The organism is Rivularia sp. PCC 7116 (assembly GCF_000316665.1).
GTDB lineage: Bacteria > Cyanobacteriota > Cyanobacteriia > Cyanobacteriales > Nostocaceae > Rivularia.
Map to the genome: position 1 here is coordinate 2,754,978 of NC_019678.1, position 21,581 is coordinate 2,776,558.

A 21,581-nucleotide genomic window follows, 5' to 3' on the forward strand; every position below is an offset into this window, starting at 1 on the left:
ATTATTTGTTCCACAGTCGTCTTAAGACACAGAGATTGAAAATCTCTGTCTCATAGCTAAATTCATCTGGAAGATGAATAAACCATGATTGATTATTTGTTCCACAGTCGTCTTAAGACGACTTTTGCTTTTAGACAGGGATTTTCAATCCCTGATTAAATATCGTTGGTTAATTATCGTTGGTTAATTATCATGGGCTAAATATCATTGGCTAAATATCCCTGGCTAAATATCCCTGACTAATTATCATTGGCTAAATATCGTTGGTTAATTATCATGGGCTAAATATTCCTGGCTGAATATCTGGTTCGATTACTTATTTTTTTACCTCCTCTACCTCATCTCCATTGGGGTTAATTACCCACAGATTGACTGTTGGTTCGACATCGCGCAAACTGCGTTGGGCTTTAAATTTGCGTGCTTCTAAGGGCTGGTTTAGTAATTCGGGGTCTAGGGGTTCAAATATTAATGGAGGTGCTTCCCCGACTTCGCGCTGGTATTGTAGGTTTATTTTGTCATTGGCTATTCGTTCCCACAGGTCGAGTAAATCTTTAACGGTGTTTCTAACTTTTTGACGCAATGCTTCACTATCGCTAGCGCTGAGTTCCTTGTCGTGCATTTCTGCTCGTTGGGCTATTTTATCCACAACAAATTCCAATTCTTGGCGATTTTGAAGAATTTCAATTGCATTTGTTGGTGCTGTCATTTTTGTATGTCCCAGACGAGCCAAAGCAACGGTAATAGCTGCAATTCCTCGGTCAATAGCGCGGGGAGAAAAGGGAGTCACGCTAGTTGCTTCTACAGCGCGGTAAAATGATGAATGCCAAGCACAGAAGCGTTCGTAGTGGGAACGGTCCCTGGGTCGATGAATGTTAAGTAATGTCACTACTAATCCCGGTCGTTTTTCATCTCTTCCTACACGGCTGGTAGCTTGAATATATTCTGCTGCTGTTTTGGGTTGACCGAGAACTACCATTAAACCCAAGCGGGTAATATCCAAACCTACGGATATCATGTTTGTTGCTAAGACAACATCTACTTTATCGTTTTTATCGAAGGTGGATTCTAGTCTTTGTTTGGTATTAGCTACTTCGCTGGTGCTGACGCGGGATGTCAGTTCTTCGGGTTCGTCATCAATTTTACGGTCGGCAAATAATCCGGAGGCTTCACCAATTCGCTTGCGTTGACTGTAGCGATTCAAGCGTGTTTTAACTTCATCTTCGACGATGCGACGGCTTCCTCCCAGTTCCCGCAGAGAATTAAAGTAACCTAATAATGTCATGTAGGGGTCGGCTGGATTATCAGGGTTTTTCTTTCCTCCGGCAGCTAACCAGTGTTTTTGAGCCGCCCCTAACAATGCTAAATAAGTACGTAATAATACTACTTTGGCGCTGCGTCCTTGGGCTGCAATTCCGACATAGGTACGAGCGTTTTTCTCACTTGCGGGGACGGTTTTAGCAAAAAACGAGTCGCGTCTATCGGGTCCCGGTGGAGGGAAAATATCGACTTCGCTACGACCAAATAAGGCTTGAATTTGTTTACTAGCGCGACGAACTGTAGCTGTAGAAGCCACTATTTTAGGTCGGGTTGGTTTACCGTTGATTTCGCGACTGCATAAAGCATCAATTGCAGTTTCATACAGTCCTACCATTGTTCCTAAAGGACCCGATATTAAATGTAATTCGTCTTGAATAATTAAATCTGGTGGAGGTAAATGACTTCCTAAAGCTTTACCACGTCCGGGTTGAGTCGGTCCATAAAAACCATTTTGGTCGTAGCGGTCTACTTTTCCGAATAATGCACCTGTTTCTCCTACCCAAGGTAGACTAGCGAATTTATCAACTGTGGCAATTATAAAGCAGGGTAAACGACGATAAATTGGTTCGTCTACGGTGACAATTGGTAAATTCTTACCTTTTCTACCGGAGAAATCACAGCGACGGTTGCTGCAATATACGTGTAAGTTGCTTGGTTGGTCGGGGTTGGGATGTAATTGGAATGAGTTACGGTCAAATTTGGTTCCGCACCAAGGACAATTTTCTAAAGGTATGGGTGAGGGGTTGCGATTATTTTTCTGAAAATCAAGGGTACGTTTTCTAGCGCTATAGTCGTCGTTATCTCCTTTTTTACCCATGCGGTTGGGAGTCGCTGCTTGTCCTACCCAAAGTCCGATTTCAAAAGACCATGTTCCCAATAGTTCGGGATTTTTTTCCCGTTCTAATTCTAAAGCGCAAATCATCGCTGCTGCACGTCCGAGTTGGTCGAGGGTGAGAAGTCGCAATGTATAGCGCATGAGAACGCTTAAACCAGCAGATTTTATTTTTGTTTTTGGGTCTGGGTTATGCAGTCTTCGCAGTACTAAGGTAAATGCAGCAAGTCCTAAATAAGCTTCGGTTTTACCACCACCTGTAGGGAAGAATAGCAAATCAACTAATTCCCTTTCGTTATGTTCGGGGTTAGCTACTCCCAATAAGTTCATCAAGATAAAAGCTAACTGAAAAGGTCGCCATTTTGGAGGTGCGATACTTTCCGGTGTAATATTTTGACCGTGGGTTTTACGCTGACGGATATAAGTGGCGATCGCCCGATTTCCAATTTGGAATGCTGTAAATATATCGGGGTCTGTTAATGCTTGTATTCCCGCATTAATCCGATTTTTGGCAATTTCCGCACGATTTAACAAGTCAGATGCAATATTGAAGCGTTTGGGTTCTTGTGGAGATGTTAAGCGCTGTTGTTCAATCCAATCACCATAAGCATTCACCATTGGACTCAGCATATTTTGTAAAGCTTCCGGTGTTTGGGCTTTAGCTAGTTCCTCCATCCCCAATTCCACATCTTTGAATTCATCTTCCGTCGCAATTACCTTTTCTACATCCGCAGTCGGTATCCAAGCGGTACGAACATAATTGCAATTTCCATCGACATTAGTAACAGCTACAGCCGAAACATTATGACCAACAGCATATTCATAATTATCCCGGTATTGCAAATCCGCAACACTTTCATCCCAATCATCATTATCCCTTCCGCGTAAATTGGGACGGGGAACAAAAGGTTCTATGGTGCGAATAGCTAAACTAGTTTGAAAAGTATAGGTTGTATCGCGTTCTTTATCGTTTGTAGGAACGCGCTTATTTACCAGAAATACCGAAACCGAGAGACTACCAGCCGGAACAAGTTCTTTAGAAGCAACCGGACGAACCGAAACGACTAACTCTAAACCGTTGCTATCCGGTATGGGAATATTTAAATTTGGCGATACCCCACCTTTATTAAGAGGTAATTCTAGTTGCTTGGGATTATGTTCCCCTATCGGAATAGTAATTTCTTGTTGACGAGGAATCCGCTTCCAACATCCGGGAATTGTTTGTGTTTGTTTTTCGTCTGTAGCTTCTAACTGTTCCTCTTGCGGAATAGTTTTATTTTCTGTATCAGTATCAATATTTTCTTTATAAGGATAATAGTCACCCCAAGCGACGGTGACATTAAGATGACTAGTATTTTGATTAACAAGTAAACTTAAACCGATTGATGAAGGGAAAAAAGCTTTTTTTGCAAAGGTTTTTTCGGGGACATTTTCATCTTCACCCGCAGCACCACCGCTAACTTGGTCTAACTCATCATCCCCATTATCATCAGTACGCTGTTCGATAGAAGCACCATAAGGAACGAGAAAACCCGTCAAATAACCTTTTGATGGCGCTTGGTCGAGAATTTCCTCTGCGTAATTAATATCGTCGGGAGTGGGTCCTATGAGGTCGAGTTGTAAAGCTTCGATGAGATGCGCTCGGACGGTAGAGGATTGGTTAGATTGCACTTGGTTAGGAATTGCTGCTGTCATAGGATAATATTTTTAACTTTTTTATTACAGATAAAAATAAATATTGTAAGTAAATATTCAGATATCAAAGGTATAACCAATCAATGTTAGCTCATAGATATCGAAAACTTGTGGTAATTTGTCTTGTATAGTACAATTGTTTTATGAATGATTGATTTTTAGCGAAACTTTTTATAAAAGAAACATCATTAAAACTAGAGAGCATAATAGGTATTTAGAAGAAATTTAATTATAAAATTGGCTATAGGAATATGACCCAGAATTTAACATCAGCAAGAGCTATTTCACCAGGAAAAGTTTTACATCGAGAATTACAAGCTCGTGGTTGGACACAAAAATATTTAGCTGAAATTATGGGTTGTGGGGTTAAAAACATTAACGAAATTATTCAGGAAGCGAAGGAAGTTACACCAGAAATCGCAATCGAATTATCTCAAGTGTTGGGTACTTCTGCTGAGTTTTGGACAAACTTGGAAACAAAATATCAGCTTCATTTAAGCGGGAAAGAATGATAAGATATTTCAAATATTCCAGATATTTCAAATATTCCGAATTTAACCATATCCAGAGGTTGAAAACCTCTGTCTAATAGCTAAAATCATCTAAAGATGATTGAAAAAATGCACATCAAAATAAAAAATCAACCCACTTCCCCAGTCCTCTTATAGAGGACTTTAGCTATCAGACAGGGATTTTCAATCCCTGGCTGAATGACTGGCTTGCTGGCTAAATTTGGCTAATTTTGGCTAAATCTAGCTAAATCAATTTAAACATTTTCCAAATACGAATTAGTTGTTCCTTGTGAATGATGTATTTTTTGATTTTTGACATAAATAACTGCTTTTTCAAGTTGTTTGCTTCCTAACGAAAAAACACCATATCCTTCTTGCCAAGAAAATTTATCTGAGGTCGTAGGAGTATTATGATTAATATGATAAGAACTACTTCCTTTTACTTTTTTGACATATTCAGAAATCGCTATTGTTGGTGGAATAGATACAATTACATGAATGTGGTCTTCCATGCCACCTATAGCGTGAATTATGCAATTTAGAAAATCAGATTTACCGATTATATAATTATAAAGTTCTGGTTCTTTGTCAGCACTAATTAAAGGTTGGCGTTGTTTTGTTGTCCAAATAATATGGTAATAGATTCGCCACAAAGACATAAATTTTTATCATTTGCTGTTGAACTATATTTAATAGGTTGCCCATTTTCGTTAAATAAATTAATATCCAGAGATTGAAAACCTCTGTCTCATAGCTAAAATCATCTAAAGATGGTTGGGAAAATTGCACATCAAAACAAAAAATAAACCCATTTATTCACCAGAGGTTGAAAACCTCTGTCTCATAGCTAAAATCATCTAAAGATGATTAAAAAAATTGCACATCAAAACAAAAAATAAAATAATATAATTTTCCCAGTCCTCTTACAGAGGACTTTAGCTATCAGACGGGGATTTTCAATCCCTGGCTTATGGAATCCCTGGCTTATTTAATCCCTGGCTTATTTAATCCCCGGTATATCTGGCAAATTTTCAACAACCTTTTTCGATTTTGTTTTATTAGATTTCTTTTTCTTACCTTTACCTTTACCCTTACCAGCAACCTTCCCACCTAAAATTTCCTCTTGATGACGCTGTTGATTCAAATCCAACAACCGCGCTAATACCTCATCATGAGTTTCTTCACCCCAACGATAGCGCCAGGGTTTTTTCTTTTGTCGTCCCCCCTCTCTTTGATAAGGAGAGGGGTTGGGGGTGAGGTTGTCGTCTTCTTCTTCTTCGTAATCTAGGAGAAAATCGCAGTCGGTGGGAATATCTAACCAACCGTAAGCATCGAGGACAGCTTTATCCATTGCGGTGTGGAGTTCCCGGAGTTTGATGATTTCCGGGTCGTATTCGTCGGGGTCGTGGAAGCGGTTGTAGGTGTCAGTGAGTCCTTGGTTGTTGCGAACCATTAAAGCTGCGCGGTATTCGTAGTATTCTTTGCCTGCTGCTTCTAGGGTGGGGTTGGTTTCCCAGTTTTCGGGGAAGGGGAAGGTTTCAAAGCAGTTGGAGGGAGTATAGCGAAGGTCATCTTTCATAGATGAACTAAAAAATCTTGCCCAAATTTCATGAATGCGCGATTGCATAATGCAGAATGCAGAGTAGGTTGATAGTGGGAAAATGGCAAGAGTATTAGCAAATACCATTCTTGATGATTGAAACGAAAATGATATATAAGTACTAGCCCCGCAATTAGTAACTAACACACGTTCGAGAGGTGCGATCGCTTTAAATAAACCTGATGTATATCTACCCCAAAGCCACCAATTTTTTTTACGTCTTCGAGCATCAGCATTATCGCCTAATTTTAACCTCTCAGGCTTAACATTCTCTTCTACAATCTTGATTAAATCAGGATATTCCCTAGCCTCATCCTCACTCATTTCACCAAAATTAATTACGTACCTATGATGTTTATGAGTCGGACTTGAATTAACCTCTTCCCCACCAATATAAGGAAAAATCCGCTCTTGATTTTTAGAATTTTGTTCAATTAGTCGCTGCATTTCTGCAATAGGTGTACCGTCAGGCTTAGAATCATCAAAGGTAAAACCCATACCCAACACAATACTACCCTGAAAACTTTTATCGGCATTTGCTAATAAAACAGCAGGATTGTTATTTCCACCTGATTTAAATAAAAACGCGGAAATTAAATCTACTTTGCGTCCATCTAATGATTTTACCCCTTGATAATCACCTTTAAAAACATTAATAACACTAACAATAACAGCCGCTAACCCAACCCATTTAACTCGTTTTTGAGCATTGTAAATAGTTCCGCCATTTTCACAAATATATCTCAATCCAGTGCTGCGAGTATCACCTTGAGCAATGGTATTTGTAGCAATCAAACCAAAGGAAGCATTCTTTCTTAAAAGTGTAAAAGCCCTGCGGAAAAAGTGCGTCGTCTTTCCTCTCCCGGTTGCAAAAACAATGAACCAGCAGGTAATACAGTCGGGGTTTGTGGGGATATTTTTCTTCCTAAAGCTGCAATTAAATCCTCTGTGGTTTTAGCTTGTTTTAATTCTTTAAGTGATTTCCCTGAAATTTCACAGCCCGCAACTTTTTTTAAATACTTGGCTCGGTCATTGGCTTTATTTGCTAAAATCTCATCAACGCTGACAACCACAGTTACAGAAGATTTAGCGCTTTTAGGTTTACTCCATACACCTATAGATTGTGAAGTAGCTAATTTTACCTCAAAGCCCATTATCGCCGAATACACTGAGCCGATTTGTTCAACGTCCAAAGAGCGGTAGGATAAACGCTCTCCATCAAGAACGAGTAAGCTTTGCAAGGCTTTATGAATAATATCATCCGAAAGGCGGGGTGGTTCAATCAATTCCCATTCTTTATAGGTAGTATTGCGAGAGCGACCTTCTAAAAATGCGTATTCATCGGGGTCAAAAAGTTGTCCGTGACGGGCTGGTAAGTATAAATCTGCATGACAACCGCCATCGTACACCAAGCGAAACAGACTGAGCAACCAAGCCCAAGCACCATAACGCTGATCCATTGTGTCGGGATAGTTTCCTGCATCCTCGCGCAATCTTTCATAGAGTCCAGTTACGGAATAATTGCGCGTATAAATTGAACCTTGGGGCATTAATCCTTCATCTTCAGCATACAGCAGAAATACTAACCGCAGTAATACCGTAATTAATCCCCCGTAGATATGTTGGGGGTCATTTTTGGCAATGTCATCAAGTAAAATTCCGTTAACTGCTGCATTGGCAGTTTGAAAACCACGCAGTAATTCCCACAAAGCATCAAGTACTTGTTCTGACAACTTAGTAGAAACTTCATTTTGATATTTGCGGCTATTTTGCAGCACTGCGACCAAACTACGGTCTGCTGGTGCATTGAACACTCGTTGTTCTTCGAGCAACATATGCATTGCACCTAAAATCAACCGTCCCGAAACTTCACACATAGCCTGTACGGGAAACGTCAGATGTCCGGAAGATTCCCCTTGTGGAGCATATACCAAACGTAATTCTGTACCGTTGCACAATATACCTACAGGAATTTCCTTTTCCCGCAATAATCGCTCAAACTTAGCTTGGGGACTAGCGTGCCATCCTGTCGATTTTGTATCTTCGCTGACTCTATCAAAGTCAGTACCCGGAGAAATCACCTGTACCAGCATCAGCCAACCATCATCGTTATCCGGGTCAGTTACAGCATAGGTTGGCTGTAAAATTTCACCGTATTCCGGTAGCGATACCGTCAAATCCTCTGGACAATCAACTAAATCTTCAGCCTGCCAATCTAAAACTTCAACGGTAAACTCGGCAAAGTCAGAAATTATAGAAATATTTTCAGTACTGTAACTGGAAAAATCCCGGTTGACTACTTCAATTAAGCGTTGCTGTAAATCAACCACATTGCGATTCACCGACATTTGAGCATTATTTAACGCTGTTGGTGAGACTACCAATCCAACAGGTTGAAGAAAACCCAACCATTCCTTATGCGCTTGAATTTCTCTATCCCTTGCCATATTTACCTTTGAAAACTTTTTATTAATTGGTTTATTAATTAGTCTTTGAATTAGTCAGAGTTTTGGGAATAAATATCCCAGTCACAGAGTCAGAGGTTGAAAACCTCTGCCTGATAGCTAAAATCATCTGAAGATGATTGTGTCCGCAGGTTGTGGGATAAAATACCCCAGTCCTCTTCCAGAGGACTTTAGCTATTAGACAGGGATTTTGAATCCCTGGCTGTGGTGTGGCTTTTTAAGCCTTGGTTTTTTACGGGGTCTAATGGTTGTCAACCAGAAACAGACCACAAATAAACCAAACCCACAGGCTCAACTCGCACCGCTTTCACCTGGTAAGAAGCTTCAATTCGGGCAGGTTCGGAATTAATTTCTTCTGCAAGTGCTTTCAATCGCTTTTCCCAGTGACGACGGTCTGCTTCTAATTGCCGTTTTTCCTCAGCCTCAGTAGGGAGCAAGGATAATTGCTTTGGTTGTTTTTGTTCCTCGTCGATTTCCTGCTTGCGTTGATTAATCCTCTGCTGCTGCTGTTCGAGAATTTTTTTCATTTCAACAGCTTCTTTCTTACCCCGTTCGCTCAATTTCTTCTCAGCCCTTGTTGCTAAAACCTCAGCACGACGTTCTAAATGGGGAATCAAATCGGCAATATCTTGGGTTGCATTCTGTTTGAGCAGTGTTTTCACCGTTTCCGGTGCTTTTTGTAATCGAGGAGAAGCTAAGGAATCCTCTAAGGTCGCAAGTACATTATCTCTCTCTCCTTCATTTAGCGGTTGTAGTTTCTTGCGTTTCTTTGCTGCTGGTTCTGATAAATTTGCTGCAATTGCAATTACCTCATCATGTAACCGTGACGCACCCTGTCCGTAAATAGATAAACGTCCCAAAGCAATAACTTTCGGAATTGGGTCATCGGTTAGACAAACACAAGCACGAGTCAATTCATCGTGTAAAAACCCTTGCGCTAGAAATCTACTTAATAAACGCTGTACAACCCGATGCTCTAAATGCAAGTGAACTACGTCCCCATCCAAACAACCGGGGTCGCGAAATACTACCGGACGAATCGGTGATTCTCGTCTCCATTCCCAAGGCTTTTGTCCTTTTTGACGCTGAGGTCTTAAGGTATCAAAAGTATTCGCCCATGTGGAATCGGTACTTTGGTCAAGGGGTGGCAACGTCCAACGTGCAGTAGCTGAATCTTGACAAGCTTCATTACTATCGACTGGAGTAAGAGGAGTAGCATCGAGAATTTCTAAAGAAGCAGAAATAGCATTGCGGAAGTGTTCATCACTCAATCCCAACCAATCCCGCGAATCTTTCAGCATCTTTTGCAAGCGAGATAATTCTTTAGTTAATTCTTCCTTCCGCAGTCGATTTTCTTCTAACTCCTGATTAATTACCTCCAAATTAGGTAATTCGGCTTCTTCAATAGAATTGGTAATATTACTTGCACTATTGTGGCTAATACCACCATTCAATAGCCGCGATAAATTCTTTTGTACCACAGGAGACAGGCTTCCCAATTCTTTTTGAATTGTTGCTGTCTTCCTCACCAGCGCTTTTAATACTTTATCTTCCGTCCGTTGTGCAAACACAAAATAGTAGCAATGTACAACTTGCGCTCGCTGTAACTTTCTGTCAATACGTCCGTTACGCTGCTCCATTCTTGATGGATTCCAAGGTACATCAAAATGATAGAGGTCAGCACAATTATTTTGCAGGTTTACTCCTTCCCGTGCTGCATCCGTAGCAATTAAAATTCGTAGAGGATGACGAGATGGGTCAGCATTGAAAGCTTTTTTGATAGCTTCCCGACGCTCCTCTCCAATTCCACCATGAAACACATCAATGCGTTCCCTTTCTTTCTCGGAACCTGCAATAGCTTCTTGGAGTTTTTGCTGTAAGTAGCGTTTTGTATCTGTATATTCAGTAAATATAATGACTCGTTTATCTAACCAAGCTGCATTTGGTTTACCTAAATCCGGACAAAGATTTTCTTTAATCCAGTTCATCAACCGTTCAACTCTTGCATCTGCTAGGTATCTAGCTTGGTTAGCAATATCGGTCATCTCCTCCAAGATGTCTAACTCCCGATTGCTCAAACCACAGCTTGCAGCAGCAACTGTAGCAACCTTTACCTGATTATCTTCCTCCGCTTGTACCTCTTCTTCGGTTAATTCTGCCCGCTCATCGTCAGCACCAGGAGGTTCTAACAGTAACGGTAAATTTTCCACAGTATTGGTAGAAAGTTTCGCAGCTTGCTTTTCAATCGCTGCACGATGAACCTTCAAAGTACGCGCAAAAGCTTCTATAGAAGACAACAAACGCTTTTGTAAGGAAATTATTACCAGCATCGCTGTATTTTGCGTTGACTTCGATGCATCCCTTAACCGCTCTTCCCGCAGATGACGATACTCTTGTAATAACCGCGACAACTTCAACTCTGGTGCATCTTCCTCAAGATTATCGATAACAATAGGAATCACCCGTCGTTCGGGAAACTCCTCGCCAATCTCCCGTAAATCTTGCTTTAACCGACGCACCATTACCGTATCTAAAAGTTTGCGATCGCGCACGGGTACACCACGACAAAACCGTTGCGGGTCAAGGATTTCCAACAAAGCAGCAAAGCTATTAGAATGTCCGTTATGAGGAGTCGCAGACAGGAATAACTTATGCTCAAATCTTGGTGCAATATCGCGGACAGTGCGAGTTAATTGAGAATCCACAGCATACTTTGCACCACTCGCTGGGGCTGCATTATGGGCTTCATCAAGAATCAACATCGATGCGCTACTCATATCTCCCAACCAATCCCGTAAAGGAGCAGCATAGGTTTCATCCCGCAACAAAGCATGAGAAATAATAAAACGGGTGTGAGTCGTCCAAGGATTAATCCCATAACCCCGTTCTTGACGACGAATAGCCACAAACTCGCGGTCAAAAATCACAAAAGTTAAGCCAAACCGGCTTTCCATTTCCTCCTGCCATTGTCGTACAACAGAAGGTGGACAAGAAATCACAACGCGACGAACTTTTTGCCGCATCAGCATCTCGCGCAGAATCAGCCCTGCTTCAATAGTTTTTCCCAAACCAACATCATCAGCAATAAACAAACCAACTCTAGGCATTAATAAAGCCTTGCGGAGTGGTTCAAGTTGGTAAGCTTTGACTTCAATACCCGCTCGATAAGGAGCCTGAAAAAGTTTCGGGTCAGTTGAGGTGACGCAATTCCAGCGTAGAGTATGGAGATAAGCCGAAAATAAACGAGGATTATCAAAACCGCGATTTACTATAGACTCCCAAGAAGTTTTACCTATAACTTTGGCATCAACTTCTCTTTCCCAAAGAATTTCTAACTGTTCTCCCAATGCATCATCTTCTAAACAAGAAAGACGAACTAAAGTGTCTTCATTCAAAGATGGTTTAGTTACTACATCTTCTACAAGATACTGCCTAGAGCGAACCCGAACAATTTTACCTGCATCAACCAACATCACCCATTCCTCCCCTTAATGTACAGGCACCTCCTTTGCAAGCGAAAACATCTGCTCAGCTATTGCTTGCAGTTGCGATTGGATGAATTATCAATCGCTCAAAAGGTAAAAATATTGTTTAAAAAACAAAAAAAACAACCTAATACAAGTCGCAAAATATACTTAGTTAATTAAAATAAATTTATCTCTCAGTATAAAGACATACAATTTAGATCGGCATAAAAATATTGATAATTAAACCTTTCATAAAATTTATACTGCTTCAGTTTAAAATAGCAATTAAAGACTTCATGTGCCTTCAGTGACATCACGATTAGTAATAACACTGTTTTGAGATTCTACAAAAATATAACTAGAAGTCAGGATAAAACAGCTACCTTTATCAAAATAAAATAATTGCTGTATTTGGAATAACTAAAAGTTCTTCTTAACTCCTAACTTACACATTTTTAAACCCTTGCCCAATAAGGATTTGAAATTTAATTTAATGTGTAAGTTAGGAGATGATGCTCTCAGCTTGTTTTCCAACCTGATGGTCTGGACACCCTACCCTTCGACGGGAAATCTTGAATCTTAATCCAGGGTTGGTATTTTTTCCCACTACCTTTACCCCAACCTTCCTTAACGCTCAAACTTGGCTTTAGTCCACTCTTGATTACTTCTAGCCATATACAAAATCTCCCACAGGTAAAATAAAATTTACCCACAGGAGAATTTGTATAACTTTGTTATGTGTTGTACAATTTTATTGTGTATTGTACGAATTCATTATTATTTGATAAAAAAATAAATTACGTAATTACACTTACTCAACAGTAACAGATTTAGCCAAGTTTCTCGGCTGGTCAACATCCAAACCGCGACGAGCAGCGATGTGATAAGCCAATAGCTGTAAAGGTATTACTGTCAAAATCGGCGAAAGCAATTCATCAACGGTTGTAACTGGAATTAAATCGTTGAAGACTTCTGCTACTTCTTCATCGTCGGCAGGTGCAATTCCAATTAATCTGGAATCTCTTGCTTTGGCTTCCTGAGCGTTGGAAATCACTTTTTCGTGTACGCCACCCGGCATGGCGATCGCTACAACTGGAACTTTCTCATCTAAAAGGGCGATGGGGCCATGTTTCATTTCACCGGCGGGATATCCTTCGGCGTGAATATAGCTGATTTCTTTTAATTTTAAAGCGCCTTCTAAGGCTATAGGGAAATTAATTCCTCTTCCTAAAAATATAAAGTCTCTGGTTTCGGTAAATTCGTGTGCTAGCTGTTCGGTTAATTGTTCTTGTTTTTGAAGTGTTTCTTCAATTTCTTGAGGAATCATCCGCAATCCGGCAATCATCTCGACGATTCTTTCGCTAGAAACGGTTTTACAGCGATAAGCTAAGTCTAAAGATAATGCATAAAATGCCATCAATTGAGCCACAAAGGTTTTTGTAGCCGCTACACCAATTTCAATTCCGGCAAGGGTATTAATAATATGGGGAACCATCAATCCCAAGCTGCTTTCGGGACGATTAGTTATACCCAAAAGTCTGGGTTGAAATTTCGCTTCTTTTGCTTCCCGACGTTGTTTTTCCATCGCTAAAGCTGCCAAAGTATCCGCAGTTTCACCGGATTGAGTTACGCCGATTATTAATGTATTTGGAGTTAAAGGTGTTGGAGAATAGCGGAATTCGGAAGCATAATGCACGTGAGTAGGAATTCCGGCAAATTGTTCTAATAAATATTTTCCGACTAATGCCGCGTGCCAACTCGTACCGCAGGCAACTATCTGTATTTGTTCTAAATCTGTATAAAGTTCTTCTGGTAAACCCAAGTTGACGGGAGAATTTGTATAGTCAAGAGTATCTTGATGGCTGAAATAAGCATCCAAACAAGCTCTTACCACTCCAGGTTGTTCGTAGATTTCCTTGAGCATAAAGTGCTTGAATCCCTGCTTTTCCACCATTACAGGGTTCATATTCAGCAACCTGGGCTGCTTTTTCAACCTTTCCCCGGCGAAGTTATAAACCTCTACACCCAAAGGCGTTAAACGTGCCATTTCTCCATTATCGAGATTTAGCACCGCACGGGTATGAGAAATAATCGCTGGAGTATCCGAAGCGCAGAAAAATTCCCCTTGTCCGAAACCAATAACTAAAGGTGCTTGTTGACGTACCAAGATAATTTCATCGGAGAAATCAGCACAAATAACAGCAACGGCAAATGCACCAGTTAGCTGATTGACTGCTTTTCGTACTGCTTCATAAAACATCAAATCCGGATAAGTTTCCCCGAGAGCAACTTCTTCCTTAAGAAATTGAGCGATTAAATGGGGGATAACCTCAGTGTCGGTATCCGAACGAAATTCATGCCCTTGAGCCTTTAAATCTTCTCGTAGCTCGCGGTAATTTTCAACAATACCATTCATCACTACCGCCACCCGCATAGCATTATCCATATGGGGGTGAGCGTTGTATTCTTCCGGCTTACCATGAGTTGCCCATCTGGTATGTCCAATACCAACACGCGCCGGATTTTCTAATTGCTCTAACTTAGAACGTAAATTATGTAACTTCCCTTTTGCTCGAACACTAGTTACTTCACCTTCAGATATCGTGGCGATTCCAGCAGAATCATAGCCCCGATATTCCAACTTTTCCAAACCCGAGAGCAAAACCTCCGTCGCCACCTGCGTACCGATATAACCAACGATTCCGCACATAATTCACACCACTCCGTTTTCAGTATGACTCAACTGGTTATAGTAGTTAACACATACTTCGCGGTTAAGCCAAGGAAAACGGAGTAAATTAAAAATTTATTTGATACCGTTGGAGGTAATAGGAATTGATGGTTAGGCATTGGGCATTGTTAGAGGGGGAAGAGGGGGAGGGGGAAGATAGGGTAGACAATTAATAATTCCTAATTCGTGATTATCAACTCTTAACTCCTAACTTCTAACTATTCCCTTCGGCTAAATGCCCAATTCCCCATTTTAATTAGTAAGCTAATCCCATACTGCGCGTGGTTTCAGCACCAAGATAAACTCGAATGCTCAAAAAGTCAGTAGGACAAGCTGTTTCGCAGCGCTTGCAGCCGACACAGTCTTCGGTACGGGGGGAAGCAGCTAGTTGTTGAGCCTTACAACCATCCCAGGGCACCATTTCTAATACGTCAGTAGGACAAGCCCGAACGCACTGAGTACAGCCAATGCAGGTATCGTAAATTTTAACGGTATGAGACATTTAAAAAAACTCCTTTCCGAGTGTTCAACTCTATCGAAAGAATAATAATCAAGGGCTAGTTTACCTCAGCGCCTTAGTGGTTGTATTCAAAAGGCTACATAACTTTAAAGAACGTAACTTAATTGGGAATTGATAATTGCTAATTGGTAATTGGTAATAGGTAATTGGGTATAGCTCATAGACTAGCAAGTAGCGAGTAATGGAGTGATAAAGTAATGGGAATTTTTTCTTCTATAATCTATCTCCATGCCCCATGCCCCATGCCCCGTGCCCCAATGTCCCATCCGGGGAATTCCGAACTATTGTATAAATATGTATTGGGAAATCTTTAGTTGTAACCAAGATTGCAGCATAATAACAAAATTTGACAAACAATTAAGCAAATACACGACTGAATAACTCATAATGGCAGTAGATTTGCCATTCAATTCGCCTTATGAGAGAACTGGAGCGGTACTATAGAGTTTTGGAATTGGAGCCTGGAGCCTCGCTTGAGGAAGTTAACCAGGCTTATAGGGATTTGGCTTTTATTTGGCACCCGGATCGGATTCCTCAAGAAAAACATCGGTTGCAAGAAAAAGCACGCAGAAAGTTACAAGAAATTAATGAAGCTCGGGACAAATTGCGCTCTGTTAAGGCTAAATATAAATCTAAGTCTGGTAGCAACGCGCCTTATCAACCGAGAAAAACTGCTTCGCCTAGCAGTGAATCTAGGACAGAATGGCCTTCTTCGCCTTATCCTTATCAACCGAAAAAAACTGCTGCTCCTAGTGGTAGTAGAGAGAATTCTTATGCACCTTATCAACAAAAATGGACTCCTAAATCAACACCCACACCGAATAAAACTTATCAACCTCCCCAACAATCCGATTTGAGCGGACAAGATTTTCGTCGCGCTAATCTCAAGGGAAGGGATTTATCCGGAAGAAATCTTAGTTATGCCAAATTAAATGGCGCTAATCTCAGCGATGCTTTTATGCATAAAGTTGTTTTACGAGGTGCCGATCTTTCGGATGCTAATTTGTTCAGAGCAAATTTACTTTTAGCCGATATGAAGGAAGCTAATTTGCAAGGAGCCGACTTGATTGGTGCCGATTTGAGTGGTGCCGATTTACGCGGTGCTGATTTGAGAGGAGCTAGAATTCGTTCGGGCGATCGCCTACTCGTCAAACTCATTGGAGCTAATTTATCTGGAGCAATTATGCCCGATGGTTCGATCCATCAATAGCCCCTAGAGGATTAAGTCGTATATCTGGCTGGCAATAAAAATTTGATCGGTGTTAATATTGCAGTCCCTTTAATCTATCAATCAATCGGTTTATTTATATAATTTTTAAATTTTCTAAATTTTCTAAATGTTTAAATTTTTTAAATTTTTAAATTTTTTGTTGAGAAATATACTGACACTGCATTGATAAATCAAATTGCTAGCATTTGAATTAATTCTTTTAGGATTTTAGCCTTTGACTTGCAAATCAATTAAATTAATACCAAATTTATCGGATTTGGTATAAAAAATTAATATCTTAATCGCTTTATATTGATGAGATATAGAGATATTTTGTCAAAAAATTTGTTAAAGTAATCAAACAAATATGATGAGAAAGTTATGTTAAAGCTACAAACCTATAAATATAAACACGTAATTAAGTGTTCGTCAATGATTGTAAACAATGTCACTAATGTTTCTATTTTGTTATGAAGTGCGTGGGATATGAGAAACTTGGCAATAGTCCTTATTAAACAAAAAGAAGAATGAGTAACGCAATATCTGACGTTATAGTCAAAACTATGGATGGGAAGGATAAGAAATTACGTGAGTACTTGAATAAGGTAGTTCTAATTGTCAATGTAGCTTCTCAATGTGGTTATACTTCACAATACGCTGGATTAGAAAAGCTGAATCAAAATTACAAAGAAGCTGGGTTAAGAATTTTAGCTTTCCCCTGTAACGATTTTGGGGCACAAGAACCCGGTACTAATGATGAGATCATAGATTTCTGTACCAGGAATTACGGTACAACTTTTGAATTATTTGATAAACTCCATGCCAAAGGTGAAGAACAGCATCCCCTTTATGCCAGATTAACAACTTCAGTTGAACCAAAGGGACCTATTGCCTGGAACTTTGAAAAGTTTTTAGTTAATAAGCAGGGTGAAGTTGTAGCTCGATTTAAAAGTAGTGTCAAGCCAAATTCACCTGAATTGATTGCCGCCATCGAAAGAGAATTAGCGCAATAAGTATCTGTAAAGGTAAGAATCTCTAAGACGGAAAGTGTAAGGAGACAATTTATTATTTCAGTTAACAGTTAGTTAACAGATAATTAAGGGTGCTGAGGTTTTTATGAATATTGCAATTGTTGGTTGCGGATATGTCGGTTATGCTGTCGCTAAATACTGGAAACAAAATTCTGATTTAGTTATAACTGCAACTACAACTACTCCAGCTAAGGTATCGGCTTTACAAGAAGTTGCCCAAAAGGTAGAAGTTGTTGAAAGTTCTGATATCAAAGCTTTAAAATCTGTCCTAAAAAACCAAGATGTGGTTCTTTTAAGTGTAGGTGCAAAAAGCCGCGATTCTTATGAAGAAAGTTATTTAAAAACTGCTGAAAATATAGTTTCAGTATTGCAAGACAATCCAACTGTAAAACAGTTGATATACACGGCAAGTTTTTCGGTTTACGGTGATATAAATGCTGCAACAGTTGATGAAGAAACACCAACTGCACCAAGTAATGCCAATACTAAAATTTTGGATAAAGCCGAGCAAATTCTCCTTTGTGCTAGTCGCGAAAACCTAAGAGTTTGTATTTTGCGATTGGCTGGAATTTATGGCGAAGCTAGAGAATTGGTAAAAATATTTAGTAGAGCCTTTGGTGAAACTCGCCCTGGGAATGGTGAAACTATAACAAATTGGATTCACTTAGATGATATTGTCGGTGCAATAGAATTTGCACGTCAACAGCAGCTCGATGGTATTTATAATGTAGTTGATGATGCTCGTGTTACCAGTAAAGAATTAATCGATAATTTATGTGAAAAATATAATAAACCCCAAGTTAATTGGGATGCTTCTCAAACAAAAACCCGTGGCTATAATTTTAAAGTCTCGAATCAAAAGATAAAACAAGCCGGATACGAGTTGATTCATCCTCAGATGATTTTTTGATTTTTTGATTTTTAGTTTTTTTAGTTTTTTTGGTTTTTTATTTTACCAATGATTACTCAAGATAAAACAGCATCTTCCAGTCAATTCTATACCTGGAATAATTTTCGCTGTGCTTATGATGTCCAGAATCCAACTAATTCCACAGCAGCAGGAATTCCTTTATTATTAATCCATCCCATCGGTGTTGGTTTGTCGCGGAATTTTTGGCAAAGATTTTGTGCTGAATGGTATAAGCAAAATAATCGCAATTTAATTTACAATCCTGATTTATTAGGATGTGGTGAAAGCGATATGCCCCATGTTGCTTATGCTCCTATTGATTGGGCAGAGCAATTGCAATATTTTCTTCAAACTATAGTCAAACAACCTGTAGTTTTAGTAGTGCAGGGTGCCTTATTTCCCATAGCCATAGAGCTTGTCAAAAAGCAACCAGATTTGATTGCCCGAATTATTTTATCAGGTCCTCCTGCTTGGAGTGTAATAACTCAACCAGCACCGGAATGGCAGCAAAAATTATTGTGGAATCTGTTGTTTGATTCACTTTCGGGAAATCTTTTTTATCGTTATGCCAGACGTAAGAAGTTTTTACAGGATTTTTCCATCAAGCAATTATTCGCTTCAGAAGCAGATGTAGACGATGAATGGTTAGATACTTTGCAGGAAGGAGCGAAAAATCCAGCAAGTCGCTATGCAGTTTTTTCGTTTTTAGCCGGATTTTGGCGAAAAAATTATCAAAATGCCATAGAATCTATACCGCAGCCTACATTAGCTGTTTTTGGTGAAATAGCATCAAGCATCAGCAAAACGGGCAAAAAAGATACAACCGAAAAACGTTTGGCTGATTATAATTTACATTTACCTCAAGGAAGCTCAATCAAAATTTCCGGAAGAAACGTCTTACCCTATGAATCAACAACTGAATTCGTCGAAGCCATAACTCCCTTTGTGAATCAGTTAACAGCGAGCAGTTAACAGTCAGCAGCGAGCAGTTGAATTAGGAGTTACGAGTTTTTAATACCCAATGCCCAATGCCCAATGCCCAATCACCAATTACCAATTACCAATTACCAATTACCTAAAAAACTTTGTGGTTAATTAAATTTTGGACAAATGTTCTAGCAGGATGTGCGGTAATCGCGACAACATTATCTTTTGCTGGAAGGCAATATTGGGTGTTTGCTTTAATGGAACATCTACGAGTTCAATATTCGCTGATTTTAATTATTGCATTATTTGTAAGTGTGTTAACTTCAAAAAAGCGAATAAAACTCTGGAATATTACATGCTTGATTGCTTTATTGATAAACTTATTCTTTATTCTTCCCTTATTTATTCCTCCACAGCAAAATTCAATATCGTTAAATAAATCCTTAGAGTCTAATTCAGAAAGAATTCTGCTTACTCATGTAACGCTTAATAACAAAAAACCCGATGCAACCAAAGCAATAGAGTATTTAAACAAGCAGAATACAGATATTTTATTTTTATTAGAAGTTACCCCCCAATCCTTAATACAGCTTAAACGAGGGTTGACTAATTACCAGTTAGTTACAGCATTTCCCAAATACAATAGTCACGGAATTGCTTGGTTTGTACCCAAAGAAACAACAAAGCCAATCAAAATCAACAACTTCGGATTTATTCGTATACCAAGTTCCAACAATCGTCCTTTATTAAAAGCAAATATTTCTTTTCAAGGAAGAGAAATTGTTTTGCTTTGTTTCCACGTTATTAGCCCTCGCAATGCAAAAACAGTAGCGTATCAAGAAATAGAACTTGATGCTCTTGCTGATTGGAGTCAAAGGCTTTTACAAACTAGCGAGCAAGATTTAATCGTCATCGGTGATTTTAATAGTACTCCTTGGTATGGAGTATTTCGCAGACTATTAAATACAAGTGGTTTGATAAATTCTCAACGCGGCTTTGGCATACAAACGACTTGGCATTCTCTTTTACCAACCGTATTAAGGATACCCATAGATAACTGCTTGCATAGTAAATCATTAACTACAGTTAGGCGTTTTATTGGGCAAGATATCAATTCAGATCATTTACCTTTGTTTATAGAATTGAAACTGAATTAGGTAATTGGGCATTGGGAATTGGGCATTGGGGATTGGGGATTGGGCATTGGTAATTGGTAATTGGTAATTGTGAATTGAAAACTGATGATCCACACCCTGCGGGTGAACAACTGAAAACTGTTCACTGTTCACTGATAACTGTTCACTGTTCACTAATAACTGCTCACTGATTTAGCCAAGCTAAAATATCTTGTTTACTTTCTAGCAAGTCTTTATAAATCAAAGATTCAGGTGTCATGGATTCAATTGCAGAAATTAATTTATTTTTCAAAACAAAATCTTTTTTAATTTCCCGACAATCTCTAAAATAAGTTCTAATTGTAAAGATAGCCGCATCATATTCTGGTAATCCCCACATTACTTGACGCTCTATTCTTAAAAATAATCTGGGATTGCTGATATCAAAATTTCTACCATACCATTGTTTTGATTCTATCCCAGAGGGTGGTTGAGGATGGTGATTTAAACGAGTATCGGTACTCAAACCCCAAGCAAAGCGCATCATTGGTTTTCTGACTATCATGGTATTCACAATCGCTTTGGCTCGCTGATTTATTTTTTCGATACCTGCTACCGGTAAGTGTACGCTAACAAAATCCTTACCTATTTTTTCTGCTGCCGAAAAATGATTGGGATAACACAAATGAATTGCACTCATCCAATCATCGCTATTTTGATTACGACTAATCACTAGGATATCTGATTGTATTTGTGCTGCTAAAGCGTCTAAAGTAGAAATGTAATCGGGAAAAATACTTTTATCGGATGACTTATATTTTAATAGTTGAAATTTTTGATTGAAATATAGTATTTCTTTAGTTAGCTGACAGTTTAATGTTAATTGATTACCATGATTAGCCAGATTGAAATATTGCGGATATTCTGTAGTCAGACGATTAATTATCAGTTGCGCTACTGCTTTAGCAACAGAATTACTATAGTTATAAGTTTGATAATGTTTGCTCAAAGATGATTTACGCGCTGCAAGTTTCACCTGACGATAGCTCTCAAAATTACTGTCTAATTGAAACAGCTTGCTGTCAGACTGATTGCCGAAATCGGTATCAAAAGGCATCATTCCCGGTTTAATTTCATAGCGTCCGTTTTGTAGAGGAAAATAAGCAGCACTATCTTTAGATTCTTCTACAGTTTTAACTTCTAGCAATAAATCGGATGACATGGGTTTAATCAAAAAGGTAATTACAAG

General features: G+C 39.3%; 14 protein-coding genes. 6 read left to right on the forward strand and 8 right to left on the reverse strand.

Annotation, left to right across the window (positions count from 1 at the left end):
* Positions 1–316: 316 nt before the first annotated feature.
* The gene (gene drmA / locus RIV7116_RS10755; protein WP_015118326.1) at positions 317–3,844 is read right to left on the reverse strand and encodes a DISARM system helicase DrmA; all 3,528 of its coding nucleotides are present in this window, start codon (positions 3,842–3,844) and stop codon (positions 317–319) included.
* Between the two features lie 251 nt (positions 3,845–4,095).
* Here drmA and RIV7116_RS10760 point away from each other — a divergent pair, with 251 nt between their 5' ends.
* The gene (locus RIV7116_RS10760; RefSeq protein WP_015118327.1) at positions 4,096–4,356 is read left to right on the forward strand and encodes a HigA family addiction module antitoxin; all 261 of its coding nucleotides are present in this window, start codon (positions 4,096–4,098) and stop codon (positions 4,354–4,356) included.
* A 254-nt stretch (positions 4,357–4,610) separates the two neighbouring features.
* On the opposite strand, the gene tnpA is transcribed toward RIV7116_RS10760, so the two are convergent.
* From tnpA to psaC, 6 genes are all read right to left on the reverse strand, one after another.
* Positions 4,611–5,015 (reverse strand): IS200/IS605 family transposase, encoded by a 405-nt coding sequence (tnpA, locus tag RIV7116_RS10765; protein WP_015118328.1) that lies wholly within the window; start codon positions 5,013–5,015, stop codon positions 4,611–4,613.
* A gap of 341 nt (positions 5,016–5,356) precedes the next feature.
* Positions 5,357–6,751: a type IIL restriction-modification enzyme MmeI gene (locus RIV7116_RS36910; RefSeq protein ID WP_232435786.1), complete on the reverse strand. Its 1,395-nt coding sequence runs from the start codon at positions 6,749–6,751 to the stop codon at positions 5,357–5,359.
* Positions 6,752–6,771: 20 nt separating this feature from the next.
* Positions 6,772–8,403 (reverse strand): type IIL restriction-modification enzyme MmeI, encoded by a 1,632-nt coding sequence (locus RIV7116_RS36915; protein WP_232435787.1) that lies wholly within the window; start codon positions 8,401–8,403, stop codon positions 6,772–6,774.
* Positions 8,404–8,672: 269 nt separating this feature from the next.
* On the reverse strand, positions 8,673–11,894 hold the full coding sequence (gene drmD / locus RIV7116_RS10775; protein WP_015118329.1) for a DISARM system SNF2-like helicase DrmD: 3,222 nt from the start codon (positions 11,892–11,894) through the stop codon (positions 8,673–8,675).
* Between the two features lie 805 nt (positions 11,895–12,699).
* Positions 12,700–14,598, reverse strand: a complete 1,899-nt coding sequence (glmS, locus tag RIV7116_RS10785) for a glutamine--fructose-6-phosphate transaminase (isomerizing) (protein WP_015118330.1) — start codon at positions 14,596–14,598, stop codon at positions 12,700–12,702.
* A 277-nt stretch (positions 14,599–14,875) separates the two neighbouring features.
* The gene (psaC, locus tag RIV7116_RS10790) at positions 14,876–15,121 is read right to left on the reverse strand and encodes a photosystem I iron-sulfur center protein PsaC (RefSeq protein WP_015118331.1); all 246 of its coding nucleotides are present in this window, start codon (positions 15,119–15,121) and stop codon (positions 14,876–14,878) included.
* A gap of 436 nt (positions 15,122–15,557) precedes the next feature.
* Between psaC and RIV7116_RS10795 the strand changes: the two genes are divergently transcribed.
* The 5 genes from RIV7116_RS10795 (at position 15,558) to RIV7116_RS10815 (ending at position 20,374) form a co-directional block, all read left to right on the forward strand.
* Complete coding sequence (locus RIV7116_RS10795; RefSeq protein ID WP_015118332.1) at positions 15,558–16,349, forward strand: pentapeptide repeat-containing protein; 792 nt, start codon at positions 15,558–15,560, stop codon at positions 16,347–16,349.
* Positions 16,350–16,876: 527 nt separating this feature from the next.
* Positions 16,877–17,362 (forward strand): glutathione peroxidase, encoded by a 486-nt coding sequence (locus RIV7116_RS10800; protein WP_015118333.1) that lies wholly within the window; start codon positions 16,877–16,879, stop codon positions 17,360–17,362.
* 103 nt (positions 17,363–17,465) lie between these two features.
* Positions 17,466–18,290, forward strand: coding sequence for an SDR family oxidoreductase (locus tag RIV7116_RS10805; RefSeq protein WP_015118334.1), 825 nt, complete (start codon positions 17,466–17,468; stop codon positions 18,288–18,290).
* Between the two features lie 48 nt (positions 18,291–18,338).
* Positions 18,339–19,262 (forward strand): alpha/beta fold hydrolase, encoded by a 924-nt coding sequence (locus RIV7116_RS10810; RefSeq protein WP_015118335.1) that lies wholly within the window; start codon positions 18,339–18,341, stop codon positions 19,260–19,262.
* 113 nt (positions 19,263–19,375) lie between these two features.
* Positions 19,376–20,374 (forward strand): endonuclease/exonuclease/phosphatase family protein, encoded by a 999-nt coding sequence (locus RIV7116_RS10815; RefSeq protein WP_015118336.1) that lies wholly within the window; start codon positions 19,376–19,378, stop codon positions 20,372–20,374.
* Positions 20,375–20,537: 163 nt separating this feature from the next.
* Here the strand turns inward: RIV7116_RS10815 and RIV7116_RS10820 are convergent, their stop codons facing one another.
* A complete protein-coding gene (locus RIV7116_RS10820; protein WP_015118337.1) occupies positions 20,538–21,554 on the reverse strand; it encodes a DUF3445 domain-containing protein in 1,017 nt (338 codons plus the stop codon).
* Between the last annotated feature and the right edge of the window lie 27 nt (positions 21,555–21,581).

Excerpts from the sequence above, each read along its gene's own strand:
- glmS (WP_015118330.1), bottom strand. The coding sequence starts at position 14,598 with ATGTGCGGAATCGTTGGTTATATCGGTACGCAGGTGGCGACGGAGGTT.
- RIV7116_RS10820 (WP_015118337.1), bottom strand. The coding sequence starts at position 21,554 with ATGTCATCCGATTTATTGCTAGAAGTTAAAACTGTAGAAGAATCTAAA.
- RIV7116_RS36915 (WP_232435787.1), bottom strand. The coding sequence starts at position 8,403 with ATGGCAAGGGATAGAGAAATTCAAGCGCATAAGGAATGGTTGGGTTTT.
- psaC (WP_015118331.1), bottom strand. The coding sequence starts at position 15,121 with ATGTCTCATACCGTTAAAATTTACGATACCTGCATTGGCTGTACTCAG.
- RIV7116_RS10795 (WP_015118332.1), top strand. The coding sequence starts at position 15,558 with ATGAGAGAACTGGAGCGGTACTATAGAGTTTTGGAATTGGAGCCTGGA.
- RIV7116_RS10760 (WP_015118327.1), top strand. The coding sequence starts at position 4,096 with ATGACCCAGAATTTAACATCAGCAAGAGCTATTTCACCAGGAAAAGTT.
- drmD (WP_015118329.1), bottom strand. The coding sequence starts at position 11,894 with ATGTTGGTTGATGCAGGTAAAATTGTTCGGGTTCGCTCTAGGCAGTAT.
- RIV7116_RS10805 (WP_015118334.1), top strand. The coding sequence starts at position 17,466 with ATGAATATTGCAATTGTTGGTTGCGGATATGTCGGTTATGCTGTCGCT.
- tnpA (WP_015118328.1), bottom strand. The coding sequence starts at position 5,015 with ATGTCTTTGTGGCGAATCTATTACCATATTATTTGGACAACAAAACAA.
- drmA (WP_015118326.1), bottom strand. The coding sequence starts at position 3,844 with ATGACAGCAGCAATTCCTAACCAAGTGCAATCTAACCAATCCTCTACC.
- RIV7116_RS10800 (WP_015118333.1), top strand. The coding sequence starts at position 16,877 with ATGAGTAACGCAATATCTGACGTTATAGTCAAAACTATGGATGGGAAG.
- RIV7116_RS10810 (WP_015118335.1), top strand. The coding sequence starts at position 18,339 with ATGATTACTCAAGATAAAACAGCATCTTCCAGTCAATTCTATACCTGG.